16 protein-coding genes are annotated in these 18,813 nt (G+C 66.6%); 6 read left to right on the top strand and 10 right to left on the bottom strand.

Annotation, left to right across the window (positions count from 1 at the left end; all coding sequences use genetic code 11):
- Window positions 1–6: 6 nt before the first annotated feature.
- From gspD to AC1RMD_RS00280, 5 genes are read left to right on the top strand one after another with little or no spacing between them, the layout of a single operon-like run.
- A complete protein-coding gene (gene gspD / locus AC1RMD_RS00300; protein WP_492922527.1) occupies window positions 7–2,274 on the top strand; it encodes a type II secretion system secretin GspD in 2,268 nt (755 codons plus the stop codon).
- Window position 2,275: 1 nt separating this feature from the next.
- The gene (gspE, locus tag AC1RMD_RS00295) at window positions 2,276–3,697 is read left to right on the top strand and encodes a type II secretion system ATPase GspE (protein ID WP_492922525.1); all 1,422 of its coding nucleotides are present in this window, start codon (window positions 2,276–2,278) and stop codon (window positions 3,695–3,697) included.
- Window positions 3,698–3,707: 10 nt separating this feature from the next.
- A complete protein-coding gene (gene gspF, locus AC1RMD_RS00290; protein ID WP_492922523.1) occupies window positions 3,708–4,928 on the top strand; it encodes a type II secretion system inner membrane protein GspF in 1,221 nt (406 codons plus the stop codon).
- 16 nt (window positions 4,929–4,944) lie between these two features.
- Entirely contained in the window at window positions 4,945–5,529 is a 585-nt protein-coding gene (locus AC1RMD_RS00285; protein ID WP_492922521.1) for a type II secretion system protein N, read from the top strand.
- 9 nt (window positions 5,530–5,538) lie between these two features.
- Window positions 5,539–7,788 carry a patatin-like phospholipase family protein gene (locus tag AC1RMD_RS00280; RefSeq protein ID WP_492922519.1) on the top strand — a complete coding sequence of 750 codons (2,250 nt, stop codon included), beginning with the start codon at window positions 5,539–5,541 and terminating at the stop codon, window positions 7,786–7,788.
- Here the strand turns inward: AC1RMD_RS00280 and AC1RMD_RS00275 are convergent.
- From AC1RMD_RS00275 to AC1RMD_RS00230, 10 genes are all read right to left on the bottom strand, one after another.
- Entirely contained in the window at window positions 7,778–8,530 is a 753-nt protein-coding gene (locus AC1RMD_RS00275; RefSeq protein WP_492922517.1) for a helix-turn-helix domain-containing protein, read from the bottom strand. The genes AC1RMD_RS00280 and AC1RMD_RS00275 overlap by 11 nt on opposite strands.
- Window positions 8,531–8,715: 185 nt before the next feature.
- Window positions 8,716–8,922, bottom strand: coding sequence for a hypothetical protein (locus tag AC1RMD_RS00270; protein WP_492922515.1), 207 nt, complete (start codon window positions 8,920–8,922; stop codon window positions 8,716–8,718).
- 25 nt (window positions 8,923–8,947) lie between these two features.
- Window positions 8,948–10,297, bottom strand: coding sequence for an ATP-dependent protease ATPase subunit HslU (gene hslU, locus AC1RMD_RS00265; protein ID WP_492922513.1), 1,350 nt, complete (start codon window positions 10,295–10,297; stop codon window positions 8,948–8,950).
- A complete protein-coding gene (hslV, locus tag AC1RMD_RS00260) occupies window positions 10,294–10,836 on the bottom strand; it encodes an ATP-dependent protease subunit HslV (protein ID WP_217943513.1) in 543 nt (180 codons plus the stop codon). The genes hslU and hslV overlap by 4 nt, the downstream gene beginning before the upstream one ends.
- A 71-nt stretch (window positions 10,837–10,907) precedes the next feature.
- Entirely contained in the window at window positions 10,908–12,233 is a 1,326-nt protein-coding gene (locus tag AC1RMD_RS00255; protein ID WP_492922510.1) for an STAS domain-containing protein, read from the bottom strand.
- A 66-nt stretch (window positions 12,234–12,299) separates the two neighbouring features.
- Complete coding sequence (gene dksA / locus AC1RMD_RS00250) at window positions 12,300–12,749, bottom strand: RNA polymerase-binding protein DksA (RefSeq protein ID WP_492922508.1); 450 nt, start codon at window positions 12,747–12,749, stop codon at window positions 12,300–12,302.
- An 89-nt stretch (window positions 12,750–12,838) separates the two neighbouring features.
- Window positions 12,839–13,903, bottom strand: a complete 1,065-nt coding sequence (locus tag AC1RMD_RS00245) for a CobW family GTP-binding protein (RefSeq protein WP_492922506.1) — start codon at window positions 13,901–13,903, stop codon at window positions 12,839–12,841.
- A 132-nt stretch (window positions 13,904–14,035) separates the two neighbouring features.
- A complete protein-coding gene (locus tag AC1RMD_RS00240) occupies window positions 14,036–14,971 on the bottom strand; it encodes a tyrosine recombinase XerC (RefSeq protein WP_492922504.1) in 936 nt (311 codons plus the stop codon).
- 8 nt (window positions 14,972–14,979) lie between these two features.
- On the bottom strand, window positions 14,980–15,648 hold the full coding sequence (locus tag AC1RMD_RS00235; RefSeq protein ID WP_492922502.1) for a DUF484 family protein: 669 nt from the start codon (window positions 15,646–15,648) through the stop codon (window positions 14,980–14,982).
- A gap of 122 nt (window positions 15,649–15,770) precedes the next feature.
- Entirely contained in the window at window positions 15,771–16,814 is a 1,044-nt protein-coding gene (locus AC1RMD_RS00230) for a porin (RefSeq protein WP_492922500.1), read from the bottom strand.
- A gap of 423 nt (window positions 16,815–17,237) precedes the next feature.
- Between AC1RMD_RS00230 and AC1RMD_RS00225 the strand changes: the two genes are divergently transcribed.
- The gene (locus AC1RMD_RS00225) at window positions 17,238–18,803 is read left to right on the top strand and encodes a tetratricopeptide repeat protein (RefSeq protein WP_492922498.1); all 1,566 of its coding nucleotides are present in this window, start codon (window positions 17,238–17,240) and stop codon (window positions 18,801–18,803) included.
- Window positions 18,804–18,813 lie beyond the last annotated feature (10 nt).

Here is an 18,813-nt window from a genome sequence, read left to right as displayed (position 1 = left end):
CAGACAATGAAAAAACAGTCCGTGAGCAAATCCAATCTTCCCGCGCTGCGCCGCCTGAGCGCGGGCGCGATGCTGTGCTGTGCGACCAGCGTCGCGCCGGTCGTGACGCCCTTGCTGGCGCTGCTGCCGCTGGCCGCGCACGCCGCGGCCGACGACGCCGCGCTGAACTTCGTCGGCGCCGACATCGAGTCGGTGATCAAGGCGGTCGGCCACTACACCAACATCACCTTCGTGATCGACCCGCGCGTCAAGGGCACGCTGACGGTGGTGTCGGAAAAGCCGGTCACCAAGTCGCAGGCCTTCGGCCTGCTCACTTCCGCGCTGCGCCTGCAAGGCTATGCGGTGGTCAGCGGCGACGGCTACGCCAAGGTGGTGCCGGAGGCGGACGCCAAGCTGCAGGCCGGTCCGACCCAGGTCGGCGCCAGCCAGGCCACGGCCAAGGGCGACCAGGTGGTCAGCCAGATCTTCCATCTGAACTACGAGTCGGCGGCCAACGTGGTGACCGTGCTGCGCCCGCTGATTTCGCCGAACAACACCATCAACGCCAATCCGGGCAACAACACCGTGGTGGTGACCGACTACGCCGACAATGTCAAGCGCCTGGCCAAGATCGTCGCCGCGCTGGACGCGCCGGCCGTCGCCGACCTAGACGTGATCCCGGTGCGCTACGCCATCGCCAGCGACCTGGCGGCCATGGTCAACAAACTGATGGACAGCGGCGCCGGCGCCGGCGCCGGCGACGCGGGCAAGACCAGCGTGCTGGCCGATCCGCGCACCAATTCGCTGATCCTGCGGGCGCCGTCGGCGGCCCGCTCCAACCTGGCCAAGTCGCTGATCGCCAAGCTCGATCAGCCGACCCAGGAACTGGGCAACGTCCACGTGGTCTACCTGAAGAACGCCGAAGCGGCCAAGCTGGCGCAGACCTTGCGCTCGGTGATGTCGGGCGACACCTCGGCGGCCAACGCCACCGGCGGCGGCGGCGCCGGCCAGAGCGGCCAGGGCCAGGGCCAAGGCCAGGGTGGCCTGGGCGGCCAAAGCAGCAACACCGGCGGCGGCATCGGCGGCAACAGCGGCGGCAGCAGCAGCGGCGGCCCATCCAATCCGCTGTTGACCGGCTCCGGCCAGCAGCAGCAGGGCGGCGGCGGCACGGCCGGCTACATCCAGGCCGATTCCACCACCAACACCCTGATCATCACCGCGCCGGAATCGGTGTACCGCAATCTGCGCGCCGTGATCGACTTGCTGGACGTGCGCCGCGCCCAGGTCTACATCGAATCGCTGATCGTCGAAGTCTCGTCCGACAAGGCCTCCGAATTCGGCGTGCAGTGGGTCGGCGCGACCGGCAACGAGAACAGCACCTACCGCGTCGGCGGCCTGCAGTCGTATTCGAGCGGCGGCAACAACATCGGCAACCTGGCCACCCAGCTGCTCGGCAAGACCACCGGCACCACCACCACCGGGCCGACGCTGCCGGGCGCCGGCCTGACCGTCGGCGTGTTCAAGCAGGTCGCCGGCGGCCTGGGCCTGGGCGCGCTGGCGCGCTCGCTGGAATCGGACGGCAACGCCAACGTGCTGTCGACGCCTAACATGATCACGCTCGACAACGAGCTGGCCACCATCTCGGTCGGCCAGAACGTGCCGGTCCTGACCGGCCAGTTCACCACCACCTCGGGCACCAACAACAATCCGTTCCAGACCATCGACCGCAAGGAAGTGGGCCTGACGCTGAAGGTGCGGCCGCAGATTTCCGAAGGCGGCACGGTCAAGCTGGCGATTTATCACGAGACCTCCAGCGTCGACAAGACCACGCTGACGGCGGCCGCCGGCATCACCATCAACAAGCGCGTGATCGAGAACAATGTGATCGCCGACGACGGCCAGATCATCGTGCTCGGCGGCCTGATCGAGGACACCGAAGGCGACGGCGTGAACAAGGTGCGCGGCCTGGGCGACATTCCGGTGCTGGGCAATCTGTTCAAGTACCAGACCCGCGCCCGCAAGAAGACCAACCTGATGGTGTTCCTGCGCCCGGTGGTGATCCGCAACAAGGAGCAGAGCACCTCGCTGGCGACCGACCGCTACGACTACATGCGCGGCCAGCAGGAAGCGATCCAGCCGCCGGAGAGCATCCTGGTCAAGGATCTCGGCCAGCCTATGCTGCAGACCCTGAAGGACGGCAAGCCGCTGGGCGGCACGATGATGGCCAATCCGCTGCCTGCCGCGCCGGCGCCGGTGCGCCAACCCGGCGTCGCCGATCCAGCCAAGCAGAAGTGATATGAGCAATCTCCTCCCTTACGCTTTCGCCCGCGACTTCGTGGTGCTGGCGCAGCAGAGCGACGAAGCCGAACACACGGTGGACGTGCTGGTCTGCGGCGCCACCGCGCCGGCCGCCATCGCCGAGGTGTCGCGCCGTTTCGGCCGCGTCCAGCTGAAAAGCATGCCGCGCGCCGACCTGGAAATCGCCATCGCCGCGGCCTACGCCAGCTCGGGCGGCAACGCCTCGATGGTGGCCGAGGAATTCGACGCCGACCTCGACCTGACCAAGCTGCTGCAGGACGTGCCGGCCATCGAAGACCTGCTGGAATCGTCCGACGACGCGCCGGTGATCCGCATGATCAACGCGCTGCTGACGCAGGCGCTGCGCGACAGCGCCTCCGACATCCACATCGAGCCGTTCGAGCAGACCTCGGTGGTGCGCTTCCGCGTCGACGGTACGCTGCGCGACGTGGTCCGTCCGCGCAAGGCCATCCACGGCTCGCTGATCTCGCGCATCAAGATCATGGCGCAGCTCGACATCGCCGAAAAACGCCTGCCGCAGGACGGCCGCATCACGCTGCGCATCGGCGGCAAGCCGGTCGACGTGCGCGTCTCGACGCTGCCGACCGGCCACGGCGAACGCGCGGTGCTGCGTTTGCTGGACAAGGAGGCGGGCCGGCTGGACCTGAACCACCTGGGCATGAGCGAGAGCATGCTGCCGCAGTTCGACGCGCTGATCAACCAGCCGCACGGCATCGTGCTGGTGACCGGGCCCACCGGCTCGGGCAAGACCACCACCTTGTACGCCGCGCTGTCGCTGCTGAACGCGGCCACCACCAACATCATGACGGTGGAAGACCCGATCGAGTACGACCTGAACGGCGTCGGCCAGACCCAGGTCAACCCGCGCATCGACATGACCTTCGCCAAGGCCCTGCGCGCCATCCTGCGCCAGGACCCGGACGTGATCATGATCGGCGAGATCCGCGACCTGGAGACCGCGCAGATCGCGGTGCAGGCCTCGCTGACCGGCCACCTGGTGCTGGCCACGCTGCACACCAACGACGCGGCGGCCGCGGTCACGCGACTGCTGGACATGGGCATCGAGCCGTTCCTGCTGTCGTCGTCGCTGCTGGGCGTGCTGGCGCAGCGGCTGGTGCGCAAACTGTGCGGCAGCTGCAAGAGCCACGACGGCAAGCTGTGGCACGCGGTCGGCTGCGAGCACTGCGGCCACACCGGCTACCAGGGCCGGGTCGGCGTCTACGAATTCCTGCAGACGACGGAGCAGATCCGCGCGCAGATCCACAACCGCGCTTCCGAGGCCGAGGTCAAGTCGGCGGCGGTGGCGGGCGGCATGCAGACCATGCGCGAGGACGGCGAGCGTTGGCTGGCCGCCGGCGTGACCACGCAGGCCGAACTGCTGCGCGTGACCAAAGACTAGGCGACCGAAGATGCCCGCATTCCGTTATGAAGCCGTCGACGCCGGCGGCGCCACCAAGAAGGGCGTGCTCAATGCCGACAGCGCGCGTTCGGCCCGGTCCGAGCTGCGCACGCAAGGCCTGGTGCCGCTGAAGGTGGACGCCATCGCCGCGCAGGTCGACGCCGCCGGCGTGACCAAGAGCCGCGGCTTCGGCGAGCGCCTGTCGGCCACCGAGCTGGCGCTGTTCACGCGCCAGCTGGCCAGCCTGCTGGAAGCGGGGCTGCCGCTGGAGCAGGCCTTCACCGCCTTGCTGGAGCAGGCCGAGCGTCCCTACATGCGCGACCTGATCGCCTCGATCCGTTCCGAAGTGATCGGCGGCGCCGCGCTGTCCGACGTGCTGGGACGGCATCCGCGCGACTTCGCCGAGATCTACCGCGCGCTGGTCGCCTCCGGCGAGCAGATCGGCCAGCTGTCGCGCGTGCTGTCGCGCCTGGCGGACTACATCGAACGCCGCAATGCGCTGATCCAGAAGGTCAAGCTGGCCTTCACCTATCCGGCCATCGTGACGGTGGTGGCGTTCTCGATCGTGATCTTCCTGCTGACCTATGTGGTGCCGCAGATCGTCTCGGTGTTCGCCAACACCAAGCAGAAGCTGCCCATCCTCACCGTCATCATGCTGGCGGTGTCGGACTTCGTGCGCAGCTACGGCATCGTGGTGGCGATCCTGCTGGTGGGCGCCTGGTTCATGTGGCGCCGCGCCTTGCAGAACCCGGCGCTGAAGCGGCGCTGGCACACCTGGCTGCTGACCGCGCCGCTGTACGGCAAGTTCGAGCGCAGCCTGAACACGGCGCGATTCGCCAGCACGCTGGCGATCACCACCGGTTCCGGCGTGCCCATCCTGCGCGCGCTCGAGACCAGCCGCGATACCCTGTCCAACGTCGCCATGCAGGAGCTGGTGGACGAGGCCAGCGACGCCGTGCGCGAGGGCGTGAGCCTGGCGCGTTCGCTGTCGGCGCAAAAGCATTTTCCGCCGATGCTGATCCACATGATACGGGCCGGCGAAATCACCGGCGAGCTGCCGGCCATGCTGGACCGCGCCGCCGCCGCGCAGGAAGCCGACCTGGAACGCCGCACGCTGACCATCGCCGGCCTGCTGGAACCGGCGCTGATCCTGGCGATGGGCGTGGTGGTGCTGCTGATCGTGCTGGCGGTGCTGATGCCTATCATCGAAATTAATCAGCTGGTACGCTGAGGAAGCAAAGAGAACCATGAAGCGTTTGCCATTATTCGTTACCGTCCTTGCCGTGGCGCTGTTGTCGGCGTCGCTGGCCTACTGGGGCCTGCAATTGTTCAAGCCGCAGCAGCGCGCCATCGCCGCGCCGCCGCAGCAGTTCGCCGCGCCCTTGAATATCGAAGCGGCCAAGGGCCTGTTCGGCGGCCAGATCACGGTCGCCGCCGTCAGCAACTACCAGCTCAAGGGCGTGATCGCCGCGCGCAACGGTGGCAGCGACAGCGCCGCCATCATCGTGGTCGACGGCCAGCCGCCGATGGCGCTGGGCGTGGGCCGCGAAGTGGTGCCCGGCGTGACGGTGAAGGAAGTCCATCCGAAATATGTGATGCTGTCCGAAGGCGGCGCCCTCAAGCGCCTGGAGCTGGCCACCGATGCCGGCGCCGGCGGCGGCCAGCCGCCGCCGTCGCTGCTGCCTGGCGCGGGCCAGCAAGCATTGCCGCCGATCGCGCCGCCGACGCCGCAAGCGCCGCCGCCGCAACAGCCGCAGCAGCAGCCGCCGCCGCGCTCCAGCGTCTCCGGCACCACTATCGCCCCCGTTCCCGGTTTCGACCGCACCCAATAGGCCTACCCCATGGTGATCTCCCGTACCCTGGCCGCAGCTTTTTGCTGCGGCTTTTTCTTGGCGGCCGCGATAGTCGCGCCCGCCGCCGCGCAAAGCGCGCCCGGCGCCACGTCGATCGCGGCCGACGCCTCCATCAAGCCGCGGCCGAAAGTCGCGCTGGTGCTGTCCGGCGGCGGCGCGCGCGGCTTCGCCCACATCGGCGTGCTGCGCGCCTTGCAGGAATTGCGGGTGCCGGTGGACTTCGTGGTCGGCACCAGCATGGGTAGCGTGGTCGGCGGCGCCTACGCGGCCGGCAGCTCGGTCGAGCAGCTGGAGCTGCTGGTGCGCCGCACCGACTGGAACGCCGTGGTGGCCGACCGTCCGCCGCGCGACGAGCTGGTGTTCCGCCGCCGCGAGGAAGACCTGCTGCTGCCGTCGCGCATCGAGTTCGGCGCCAAGCTGGAGGGGGTGTCGCTGCCGCCGGCCGCCGCCGGCAACGAGGCGCTGGAGCTGGCGCTGACCCGGGTGCTGCCGCACGGCGCGCGCGACAAGCCGGTCAACCTGCTGCAACTGCCGTTCCGCTCGGTCGCCTCCGACCTGGTGACGGGCGAGCTGGTGGAACTGAACGACACGCCGCTGTTCCTGGCGATGCGCGCTTCGCTGGCGGTGCCGGGCGTGTTCGCGCCGGTGCGCGTCAACCAGCGGCTGCTGGTGGACGGCGGCCTGGTGCGCAACCTGCCGGTGGACGTGGCGCGCGACATGGGCGCCGACATCATCATCGCGGTCAACGTCGGCACGCCGCTGGCGCAGGAAAAGGAATTGATCAGCGCGGTCAGCGTGGCGCAGCAGATGCTGCAGATCCTCACCGAGCAGAATGTCCAGCGCTCGCTCAAGGAGCTGCGTCCCAACGACGTGCTGCTGGCGCCGGACCTGGGCGGCATCGGCTTCCTCGATTTCGGCCGCCACGACCGCGCCATGAAGGCCGGCGAGGCGGCGGTGCGGGCCATGAGCGCGCAGCTGGTCAGGCTGTCGCTGCCGGAGGCGCAGTATGCCTCGTATGAACTCAAGCGCCTGTCGGCGCCGGTGGGCATCGACCAGCCGGTGCGGCTGACCAAGCTGGAGGTGGCGCCGAGCGGGCGCATCAATCCGAAGGAGCTGGAAGTGCAGTCCGGCTTGCAGGTCGGGCAGATGGTCACCAGCGAGCAGGCGCAGGCGGCCGGCAACCAGCTGTTCGGGCGCGGCGACCTGGCCCGGGTGGAAACCGAAATCCACGACGACCGGGATGGCCGCAGCGTACTGATCAAGCCCACCGAGGCCGACTGGGCGCGCAGCCGCCTGCGCGTCGGCCTGGAACTGCGCAGCGATTTCTCCGAGAATAACGCGTTCGAGCTGAAGGTGATGCATGTGCTGTCGTCGCTGAACAACTGGGGCGCCGAGCTGCGCACCATCGGCCGGGTCGGCACCGAACGCGCGCTGGGCCTGCAGTTCTGGCAGCCGCTGGGGGCGGGCTCGCAGTGGTACGTGGCGCCGGAGCTGCAATACAACTCGTCGGCCGTCGATGTCTTCAGCCAGAGCGGCTTCCGCCAGAAGCGCTACGCCTTCAACAGCCAGAGCGCCGGCGTGGCGCTGGGGCGCCAGCTGGGGCATTGGGGCAATCTGCGCTACAGCGTGTCGCGCGAGAAGCAGGTGTATCACCTCAGCATCCCGGAAGACCTCACCGAGGGCAGCGATATGCAGACCGTGCAGCAGCTGTCCTTCAATGTCGACAGCCTCGACACGGTGGCCTTCCCGACCCGCGGCACGCTGTTCTCGCTGGACTGGCAGCGGCTGGTGCACAGCGCCGCCGCCGGCGCCGTGCCGACCACCCAGTCCGTGCAGGGTCTGCAGGCCTTCCATCTGAACCGCTGGGCCGGCCATGTGTACGCGGAATGGTCGCGCAGCCAGGGCGGCGCCTCGTCGAACAACCTGGGCGGCTTCCTGCGCCTGTCCGGCTCGACGCCGCAATCGATCGTCGGCGACCGCACGCTGCTGGGACGGGTGGTGATGGCGCGCAGCATAGGCGCGATGCCGGCCGCGCTGGGCGGCGATGTGCGGCTGGGCTTTTCGCTGGAGGCGGGCGGCGCCTACAGTCCGACCAGTCCGCTGCGCTGGGGCGCGCTGCACCAGGCCGCCAGCGGCTTCATCGCGGTCGATACGCGCTTCGGCCCGCTGTACCTGGGGGCCGGCACCACCAAGGGCGGCAACTCCAGCGCCTACCTGTTCCTCGGTCCTATCTGGTAGCCGGCGGCGGCGCGCGCCGCAGCGCGGTGAAGGCGGCGAATTCCCACGAGCGGAAGCCGACCAGCAGGGTGAAGCCGTCGCGCTCCTGCGGCGCCAGCTTGCGGTCGCCCTGGTGCAGGCGCGCCAGTTCGCCGGCCAGCTGCTGGATGCGGCCCACCAGCTCCTCGGCGCTGGGCAGCGACAGCCGCGCGGGCAGGCACAGCAGCGTCTCGCCGGCGCCGGCGAAGCTGCCGCTGAAATAGTCGGCCACCGCGTGGTCGCGGAAGAATTGCTGCACCGGCCCGTCCGGCAGCCAGCGGAAGGCGTTCGACACGCGCAGGCGGTAGCGGTTCAGCGGCTTCAACTCGATCACCCCCAGCCGGTCCAGCTCGGCCAGCAGCATGATGCATTCGGGTTCGGTCAGGTTGTAGGTTTCCAGCACCTGCTCCACGGTCCAGTGGCCCAGGCAGCAGATCGCCATCAGCAGCAGGTGCGGCTGCGCCAGCAGCGATTTTTCCTGCGTCAGGGTCAGCGCGTCGGCCTGCGGCGTGGCGTCGGCCGCGCCGCGCAGCACGTCCTCCATCGCCACCCCCGCCGCCTTGCAGATTTGCGCCAGCCGCGACAGCGACATGTCTTGCTGGCCGAACATGCGCTTGACGCTGGACTCGCTCATGGCGATCCGCTCGGCCAGCATTTTGTAGGTGACGCCGGCGGCCCGCATCTGGGTCCGCAGCACTTGCAGCAGCAATTCCGGTGAGCTCATACCTTGCCTTGGTAAAAAAACAAAAGGTATCGTAACACGGTACCGGATGATGTGAAAAGCTGGGCTTGGAATAATCGGGTGGTACATCGGGCGGAAATGGGGGACACTGCGGCACGCTGTCCCTCGCGCCAGGGATGGCACCGGATAACCCGAGAGCGGACGCCACCACCGGCGTCCGCTAACGGTTATTTTTCGTCCGGGTCCGGCTTCAGGCTGAGCTTCGCCAGCAGGCGCTTGGCCGCCTGGCGCTCGGTCGCCGCCGGCTTGGCGTGCGGGCCGGCGCCGCCGGCGCGCGCCTTGGCCGCCAGCGCCACCGGATTGCGCGGCGGCTTTTGCGACGGCTCGACCCGTATCGTCATCTTCTGCCGCGTCGACAGCGCCTTGTTGGCCATGCTCCCGGCTCCTTGCCTCGGTTAATTACAGCACGTAGCGCGACAGGTCTTCGTTGACCGCCAGCGCATCGAGCCGCGCGTTGACGTACGCCGCATCGATGGTGAGCACCTTGCCGCTGTCGTCGCTGGCGGTGAAGGACAGTTCCTCCAGCAGCTTTTCCATCACCGTGTACAGCCGGCGGGCGCCGATGTTCTCGGTGCGCTCGTTGACCGAGTAGGCGATTTCCGCCAGCCGCGTGATGCCTTCCGGCGCGAACTCGATGGTGACGTTCTCGGTGGCCAGCAGCGCCTCGTACTGCTTGGTCAGGCAGGCGTCGGTGCTGGTCAGGATGCGTTCGAAATCGGCGATCGACAGCGACTCCAGCTCGACCCGGATCGGGAAGCGGCCCTGCAGCTCGGGGATCAGGTCCGACGGCTTGGCCAGGTGGAAGGCGCCGGAGGCGATGAACAGGATGTGGTCGGTCTTGATCATGCCGTACTTGGTGTTGACGGTGGTGCCCTCCACCAGCGGCAGCAGGTCGCGCTGCACGCCGGCGCGCGAGACGTCGGCGCCGCCCACTTCCGAGCGCGAGGCGATCTTGTCGATCTCGTCGAGGAAGACGATGCCGTTCTGCTCGACGTTCTGGATGGCCTTCTGCTTCATCTCGTCGTCGTTGACCAGCTTGGCGGCCTCCTCGTCGATCAGCACCTTCATCGCTTCCTTGATCTTGACCTTGCGCGCCTTCTTGCGGCTGCCGCCGATGCCGGAGAACATCGACTTGATCTGCTCGGTCATCTCCTCCATGCCGGGCGGCGCCATGATCTCCATCTGCGGACCGTTCTCGGCCAGCTCGATCTCGATTTCCTTGTCGTCCAGCTCGCCCTGGCGCAGGCGCTTGCGGAAGGTCTGGCGGGTGCTGTCGCCTTCCTTGCCTTCCTTCGGCGCGTCGCTCGGCGCGGCCTGGTGGAAGCCGAAGTCGCGCGCCGGCGGCAGCAGGATGTCGAGCACGCGGTCTTCGGCGGCGTCCTCGGCGCGGGCGCGCACCTTGGCCATCTCGGCCGAACGGGTCTGCTTGACGCCGATGTCGATCAGGTCGCGGATGATGGTGTCGACGTCGCGGCCGACATAGCCGACCTCGGTGAACTTGGTGGCTTCGATCTTGATGAAGGGGGCGTCGGCCAGCTTGGCCAGGCGGCGCGCGATTTCGGTCTTGCCGACGCCGGTGGGGCCTATCATCAGGATGTTTTTCGGCGTGATTTCGTGGCGCAGCGGCTCTTCCACTTGCTGGCGCCGCCAGCGGTTGCGCAGCGCGATCGCCACCGCCTTCTTGGCGTTGCCCTGGCCGACCACATGTTTGTCGAGTTCGCCGACGATTTCCTTCGGTGTCATGTTCATGCTGGGTCCAGTGTCTCGATGATGTGGTTCATATTGGTGTAGATGCACAATTGGCCGGCGATGGTCAGTGACTTTTTGACGACTTCCGTCGGCGACAGTTCCGTATTTTCCACCAGCGCCTTGGCCGCCGACTGCGCGTAGGTGCCGCCGGAGCCGATGGCGCCGATGCCGTCCTCCGGTTCGAGCACGTCGCCGTTGCCGGTGATCACCAAGGTCGATTCGCTGTCGGCCACCAGCAGCATCGCCTCCAGGCGGCGCAGCACGCGGTCGGTGCGCCAGTCCTTGGCCAGCTCGACCGAGGCGCGCAGCAGATTGCCCTGGTGTTTTTCCAGCTTGCCCTCGAAACGGTCGAGCAGGGTGAAGGCGTCGGCGGTGCCGCCGGCGAAGCCGACCAGCACCTTGCCCTGGTACACCTTGCGCACCTTGCGGGCCGTGCCCTTCATGACGATGTTGCCCAGCGTGACCTGGCCGTCGCCGCCCAGCGCGACTTGCTTGCCGCGCCGTACGCACAGGATGGTGGTGCCGTGAAATTGTTCCATAGTTACCTCAAAGTAAAGACGCAAACTGCTTCAAGACTGAAAAATGGGGCTGGACCTGGAAATTACAAGTTTCAGTATTTGTGCGGGTAGATCCGGGCGATGTCGGCGTAGCCCAACAGGCGCAGCAGCGCCGCCACCAGGTGGTTGACGTCGCGGAATTCGATCTTCTTGCCCAGCTGGGCCAGGCTGGCGTGCAGCTGGTTGGCGCAGCCGTAGTCGATGCGCGTCAGGCGCGAGCAGTCGAACACCAGGGTCTGGTATCGCTCGGCATAGTGCTGGATCTGGCCCAGTAAAGGGCCGAGCTGGCCTTCGAGCAGCGGCGGCAGCATGAAGCGGTCGGGCGACGCCGATACGTGCTGGGCCGCGGCGGTGGCCACCTTGTGCGGCGCCGTGAACGACGGCGGCGACACTTCGAAGGTGACGCAGTAATCCATGCCGATCTCCTCGAATTCCTTTTCGCGGTTCAGCAATTGCAGCAGCTCCAGCAGCAGCAGCCACGGCGCCTCGGTGTCGTCGCGGCGGCCGATGGCGATGCCGTCGCGTATCAGCGCGGCGAGGGCGTCGGCGTCCACCAGGATCAGTTCGCGCTGCCGGGCTTGCAGCTTGCGCAAGCTGTCGAGCAGCAGCGCGCAACCGGCCGCCTCGACCGCCGTCACGCGGGAAAACTCCAGCCGCAGCACCGGGCTGGCCGCGGCCGATTGCTGCAGCCGTTCCAGCTGGGCGGCGATGTGCGGATCGAGCACGCCGGCGAAGGCTTCGGTCGGCGTCAGGCCGGCAAAGTCGGGCGAGGACGCGGCCAGCGCGGCCGGCGCGTTCCACGGCGGCGGCGAGGTTTCGAAGGTGCTGGCGTAGTCGATCGACAGGTTGTCGAAGCGGTCGCGCTGGCCGCTGACCTGGTACAGGTCGAACAACATCCACCAGACGGTGCGGTCGCCGCCGGCGTCGGCCAGGCTGGCGTCGAGCAGCTGCTCGGCCACGGCGCCCTGGCCGTTGGCGTACAGGATGGCGATTTCCTCCACCACGGGCGCGGTCTCGGCGGCCACGGCCGCCTGCGGCAGGTCGTCGTCGCGCAGCAGCAGGGTGGTGGGGATGTCGGCCAGCGCCTCGGTGTCGGGGCCGCCGTCGGCGTGGGCGGCGGCCTTCTTGGGCCTGGCCGGGCGGGCGGCGCGCTGGCTGCCCCAGGCCGGTTCCGGCTGGTTGAAGATGTCGAAGGTCATCGCCGATTCGATGGCGTCGATCTTCATCGCGGTGGCGCGGGCGATCTCGCGCTGGCGCGCCTGCTGTTGCTGGCGCTCGGTTTCGCTGTTGGCGGCCAGCCGCGCCGCCTCGTCATCGTCGTTGCTCGACTGCGGGGCGGGTGCGGCGTCGCTCTTCTTGAAGATGGAGAACAGTCCCACGCTGATCCTCGTGTTTGCCGTAAAAAAAAGCACGCGGCTGCGTGCTTTTTTTAACGTCCCGGCGAATTAATCGCCGTACAGTTTCTGCTTCAGTTCGCGGCGCTGCTGGGCTTCCAGCGACAGCGTGGCGGTCGGACGGGCGATCAGGCGTGGAATGCCGATCGGTTCGCCGGTTTCTTCGCACCAGCCGTAATCGCCGCCGTCGATGGTGACGATCGATTGCTGGACCTTTTTCAGCAGCTTGCGCTCGCGGTCGCGTGTGCGCAGTTCCAGCGCGTGTTCTTCTTCGATGGTGGCGCGGTCGGCCGGGTCCGGCACGAGCACGGTTTCGCGCAGGTGTTCGGTGGTTTCGCCGGCGTTCTTCAACAATTCTTTTTCAAGCGCTTGCAGCTTGGCTTTGAAAAAGGCCAATTGCGCCGGATTCATATAATCCTTTTCATCCATCTTCAGAATTTCTTCTTCGGTCAGGACGCGGTCGGCGGCGGCGGGGGTCGATTTATTAGTTTTGGTGGTCATAACTTCGCTTACCTTCGATACGACAGAGTTTTCAATTAATCAGCCCGGAGTTTGTGGCTATTTAGCCATCCCCACAAAACCCGGATAGTTTATACCAGACATTGTTCTAAACCGCTAATAAAGATATCTTTCGGCAGATTTTTGCCGATAAACACCATTTTGCTGCCTCGAACGTCGTTTTCTCCCCATTTGGCGCCCAAGTCGCTGCCCATAATCTGGTGCACGCCCTGGAACACTACCTTGCGATCGGCGTCTTTCATGAACAATACGCCTTTGTAGCGCAGCATGCGAGGACCGTAGACATTTACCAGCCCGCCGAGGAACTCGTCGAGCTTGGCGGTGTCGAACGGGCGTGTACTTTTGAACACAAACGCCGCGATATCGTCGCTGTGGTGGCCATGGTGGTGGTTGTGGCCGTGTTCCTCGTGGTGGTGGCCATGATCGTGGTGGTGGCCGCAGTGCTCGTCGTGCACGTGGTCGTCGTCGTGGGCCTGGTCGGTTTCCAGGAAATCCGGATCCAGCTCCAGCTTGTCGTTCAGGTTGAAGCCCTTCAGATCCAGCACCTCGGACAGCGGGGCGCGGCCGAAGTCGGCCGTGCTGATCGGTGCGCGCGGGTTGATGCGCTTGAGGCGGGCGGTCAGCGTGGCCACCTGCTCGGCGCTGACCAGGTCGGTCTTGGACAGCAGCAGCTTGTCGGCGAAACCGACCTGGCGCTGGGCTTCCTCGTGCTGGTCCAGCTGGTCCATGGCGTGCCGGGCGTCCACCACGGTGACCACGGCGTCGAGCATGTAGTGAGTGCCCACTTCTTCGTCGACGAAGAAGGTCTGCGCCACCGGACCGGGATTGGCGAGGCCGGTGGTCTCGATGACGACGCGGTCGAAATGCAGCTCGCCGGCCTCGCGCTTCTGCGCCAGGCCGCTCAGGGCGACGATCAGGTCGCCGCGCACGGTGCAGCAGATGCAGCCGTTGTTCATTTCGACGATCTGTTCGCCGCTGTCCTGCACCAGGATTTCGTTGTCGATGTTTTCCTGCCCAAACTCGTTTTCGATGACGGCGATGCGCATGCCGTGCTGTTCCTGCAAGATGCGGTTCAGCAGGGTGGTCTTGCCGGCGCCAAGGAAGCCGGTGAGGATGGTGGTCGGTATCAGTGCCATGGTGCTTACCAGTCTGGTCTAGGAGGAAACCCTAGATGGGGATCAAATGCGGAAATGCAACCGGCCGATTATGCCGGAATTTGGCCTGGGCTAGCAATTCGTCCGATTGAGCAACGTCAGTACGGCGGCAGGCTATTTCACCTTGGCGCGCGGATGGGCCTGGTCGTACACCTCGGCCAGGTGCTGGAAGTCGAGCGCGGTGTAGACCTGGGTCGAGCTGATGCTGGAGTGTCCCAGCATTTCCTGCACCGCCCGCAGGTCGCCCGACGATTGCAGCAGGTGCGAGGCGAACGAGTGGCGCAGCATGTGCGGGTGCACGTGCACCGGCGCGCCGCTGGCCACGCCATGGGCCTGCAAACGCTGCTGTATCACCCGCGGCGAGACCCGCGTGCCGCGCGTGCTGAGGAACAGGGCGTGGCCGCCGTCCGAGGGCGCCGGCCGCACGGCGATCCAGGCCGCCAGCGCCTCCAGCGCGGCCTTGCCCACCGGCACCACGCGCCGCTTGTCGCCCTTGCCGGTGACGATGACTTCGCGGTTGTCCAGCGCCACCCAGCCCAGCGCATCCTTGCCGGCGGCCAGGTCCAGCCCGGCCAGCTCGGACACCCGCAAGCCGCTGGAATACAACAGTTCGAACATGGCGCGGTTGCACAGTTCGGCCGCTTGCGGGGCGCTGCCGGCATGCGGCCGCGACGGCGCCACCAGTTGCACCGCGTCGTCCACCGACAGCGCGCGCGGCAGCGTTTTGGCGCGCTTGGGGGCGCGCACGCCCTGCACCGGGTTGGCCGCCAGCGCGGTCTGGCCGCCCAGCCAGTCGAAAAAGCCACGCCAGCTGGACAGCTTGCGGGCGATCGAGCGCGGGTCGAGCGCGCGCGCGTGCAGCTTGGCGGTCAGGCGGCGGATGGTGAAGTGGTCGAGCTGCCGCCAGTCCTGGCCGGCGGACAGCCCGGCCAATTCGTGCAGATCGCGCCGGTAGGCGCTGACGGTGTGCGGCGACAGCCGGCGCTGGTCGCGCAGCTGGGCCAGGTAAGCGTCGATCCAGGCCAGCTTGCTGTCCGGTTCGGCGCTCATGGCGGCGCTCAGGCCAGCAGCCAGGCCAGCGCGGTGCTGCTGGTTTCGCCGATGTGGACCAGGAAATCGGTGGCCATCAGCGAGGTGAAGCGCGCCGGGTCGGCCGAGCCCAGGATCAGCAGGCCGAAGGCGCTCTTGTTGCCCGGCTTGCGCAGCGGAATGATGACGGTGGAGGTGATGCCGGTGGCGTCCGGCAACCAGCGCACCGCCTCGAAATCCTTGTTGGTGCCGCAGTAGGGCGCCATCAGGCTGTTGGCGAAGATGCGCGCATCTTCCGTCACGCCGTTGACGAACCATTCGCCGAGATAGTCCGGCGCGGTGTCCCAGATGCGCAGCGTGGCCTGCGGTACATCAAAACTGGACTTCAGGCCGCTGATCACGGCGTGTGGCATGGAACCCACATCCTCGGCTTCCAGCAGCACCTTGGTCCAGCGGTGGAATTTGTTGGCGATCGCTTCGTTTTCCGACGCCAGGCGCATGAGATTGCTCATGCGCAATTCCAGCGCCTTGTATTTGTCGCGCATGACTTCCATCTGGCGCTCTTGCAGCGACACGGCGCGTCCCGTCAGCGGGCTGGCCAGCTTGATTTCACCCAGCAATTGAGCATGTTCGACGAAGAAATTCGGGTGTTCGGTCAGGTATTGGGCGACGAGGGTGTGATCCAGTGGGACAGTCATTGAGGTACTTTATTGGCGAGGTTGGAAAGGCTCAGTCATTCTAAACGAAAAAAAACGGACATGGTTGCCCATGCCCGTCATTCCCCAACCCAAGCGCCGGCAGTTCTTGCCGACCGCGCGGCTTAGAAGTTGTGGTGGATACCGAGGCTGTAGAAATTCAGCGTGGTAGCTGCCTTCTTGTTCGAGGCATCGACATACAGATAGGTACGGGCCGACAGGTTGTAGTCGTAGCCGATCGACGCTTGCTTGGTCTTGACCAGGGCCGGGTTGCCCAGGCTGTTGTCCGGCGTCTTCTGGCCGTAGCCGACGCGCAACATGCCGGCGCCGACGGTGTAGTTGGCGCCCAGGATCCAGGCCTTGGTCTTAGGATTGATCAGGGTGCTGTTGGACTGATCCTGCTTTTGGTAGGAAGCCATCAGTTTCAGCTCGTTGACCGGTTTGAACGATGCGCCGACCGACCACAGCTTGGTTTCGATGGCGTTCTTCTCGTAGGCGGCGTAGGCGGCGAACGGGCCGTTGTTGGCGGTGGCGCTGAGCGAGTAAGGCGTGGTCACCGGCGCGCTGTTGGCCGCGAACTGCGGTGCGGCGGCGTTGCCTTTGCCGATGATGGCCGGGCTGTTGTTGGCTTCCTTGGCGGCGACGGTGACGTTCAGCTGGAACATGCCGGCGATGACCGGGGTGTTGTAGAACACCGCGTTCGAGAAGCGGTTGCCCGAGTTGCCAGCCGGGCTCAGCGGATCGCTGGTGTAGGCGGCCACTTGCAGGTCGGTCTGGTAGCCGGCGACGGCAGGCAGGCCGCTCCATGGTTCGAAGGCGGTGCTGGTTTCCTGGAACGCGGTCAGGCCACGGCCCAGGCGCACGGTACCGAAGTCGCCCTGCAGGCCGACGCGGCTCTGGCCCTGGAACAGCGGACGGGTGGTGCTTTCAATCACGCCGGTGTCCGGCTCGTAGCGGATTTCCAGTTGGAACAGGGCTTTCAGGCCGCTGCCCAGGTCTTCGACGCCGCGGAAGCCGAGTTTGTTGTTGTCGCGTTTGCCAACCATGGTGGTGGTGCCGGTGCGCTTGGAAATCCCTGCATCTACAGTGCCATAGATGGTCACGGACGATTGCGCGTACGCGCCAGCAAATACGCCCATGAGAGCCAGAGCCACTAAAGATTTTTTCATTTGAGTTATTCCTTTATGAGTGAACGTGCATACATCCAAAGCTAGCGGGTCGCGTACTTCGACCCTCGGTTGATAGGAACCTTAATATCTCATCGGGCCAAAAGCGCTGAAATGGTTGATTACGACGGCTAGTTTTGGTCGAAAGCCAAAGAAACCGGGCTTCTTGTTGTATTTTTGAAACGCTTGATTGGCAGGCTATACCAGCCTGTTTGGCTATTATTTCCTTTCATTCAGGCATCAAAACAGCTCTAGCGTACAGGGCGAAGCGGGGTAGGCCGCTTGTGCAAAATCAAAGCGTTCTGCATATTGTTTAGTGTGTGGCGCGGATCGCACGCTACACTCATAAGCACCAACGGTCGTTCCAGCCTGCGCAAACGGCAGGGATGCAGCGCCGCATCGATGAATCGGACTAATAGTGAGACGATGGCTAATCGAGAAGAGTTAGGGATCATCCGGGGAGCCCGCGCGGGAGACGCCGTCTGCCAGCTGGCGCTGGGCAAGCTCTATCTGTTCGGCGGCGCCAGTTTGCCGCTCAGCCTGCCTACCGCGCTGCACTGGCTCAACCGCGCCGCGCTGCAGGAACAGGATGAAGCCTGGATGTTGATCGGCAGCTACGTTCCCTTCGAGCATGCCCAGCACTGCCTGCCGGCGGTGCTGTCCTGGTATGACCGCGCCTACGACGCCGGCGTCGAGCAAGCCGGCCTGGTGCTGGCGCAACTGGTGTTGAACCAGGCCGCGGGGCAGGAAGCGTCGCATTTACGCGACAAGGCCTTGCAGGCGCTGGAGACGGCCGCGCGCAGCGGCTCGGCCGAAGCGCAGTGGTTGCTGGCGCACCAGTCCGGCGCGCAGCCGCCGTCGTCGGCGCCGCAGGCGCCGCTGCCGTCGCGCCGCTCCCCGGGCCGGCCAGCGCCGCATCGCGCCAGCGTCCGCCAGCAGTGGCTGGCGCGGGCGGCCGACAGCGGCCTGGCCGCCGCCCAGTACGCCGTGCTGGAGCAAGCCTGGCACGGCGACCGCGCGGCATATCTGCAACGCGCCTTGCCGCTGGCGCGCAAGCTGCTCGCCGGCGCCCCGGCCGACGCCGAAGCGGCCCGGGCCGCCGACTGGCCGCTGGAGCCAGCCCAGCTGACACTGCTGGCGCGCTGCGGCGAGCTGTTCGACAGCAACACCGAGCACCGCGACGCGCTGCATCACTGCCGCGAACTGGCCGCCCACGGCGGCGACCGCCACGCCCAGCTGGCGCTGGGCTTGTGGTTCGCCCGCATGGACGGCGACGGCAAGCGGCAAGTCAACGGCATCGCCGCCGTCAACTTCAAGCGCGCCATCCGCTGGCTGACCCAGGCCGGCGAGCAGGGCCTGGCCGAGGCCTGGTATGCCTTGTCGCGGATTTATCTGAAACCGGAATTTTCCCAGCGTTGCGTGCCCGAAGCCCAGGCCTACCTGGAGCGGGCGGCCGAGATGGGCCATTGCGCCGCGCAGCTCGAGTGCGGCATGTACGCGTGGCGCAACCGCCGCACCGACGAAAACAGCGACGTGCGCGCCGCCTACTGGCTGCAGAAGGCGGCGGCCCAGGGCTGCGAGGAGGCGGAAACGGCGCTGGCGCGCATCGCGGCGGCGCCCAAGGCGTCGGACTGGGCCGATGCCATTCTGTGCGGCAAGTCGCGCGAAGCGCTGGAAGGCCAGCCCTTGCTGGCGGCGCGGCTGGAGCTGGCCGAGCTGTTCGGCCTGAGCCGGGCGGAAGCGCTGCTGCTGGATGTGAAGGCGGCCGACCAGGGCCATTGCCTGGTGGTCGATATCCGCGCCAGTTACGGCCGCAGCAAGCGGCGCCTGGTGTTGCTGCGCACGGCCCGCGAGCGCCAGGCGCTGGACCGCATCGGCCGCCTGTTCGAGCATCTCGACAACGGCCCGGACGGTCTGGAGGGCAACTACCGCCAGCGCCTGTACCGGCTGAAGACCTGGCAGCCGGCCGACGACGACCGGCTGGCCGCCTGAGTTGCCGCCT

This window comes from Duganella sp. GW822-FHT06D06, assembly GCF_058799615.1.
Note: the sequence above shows the minus strand (reverse complement) of the source record. Positions and strands in the feature narration are given on the sequence as shown.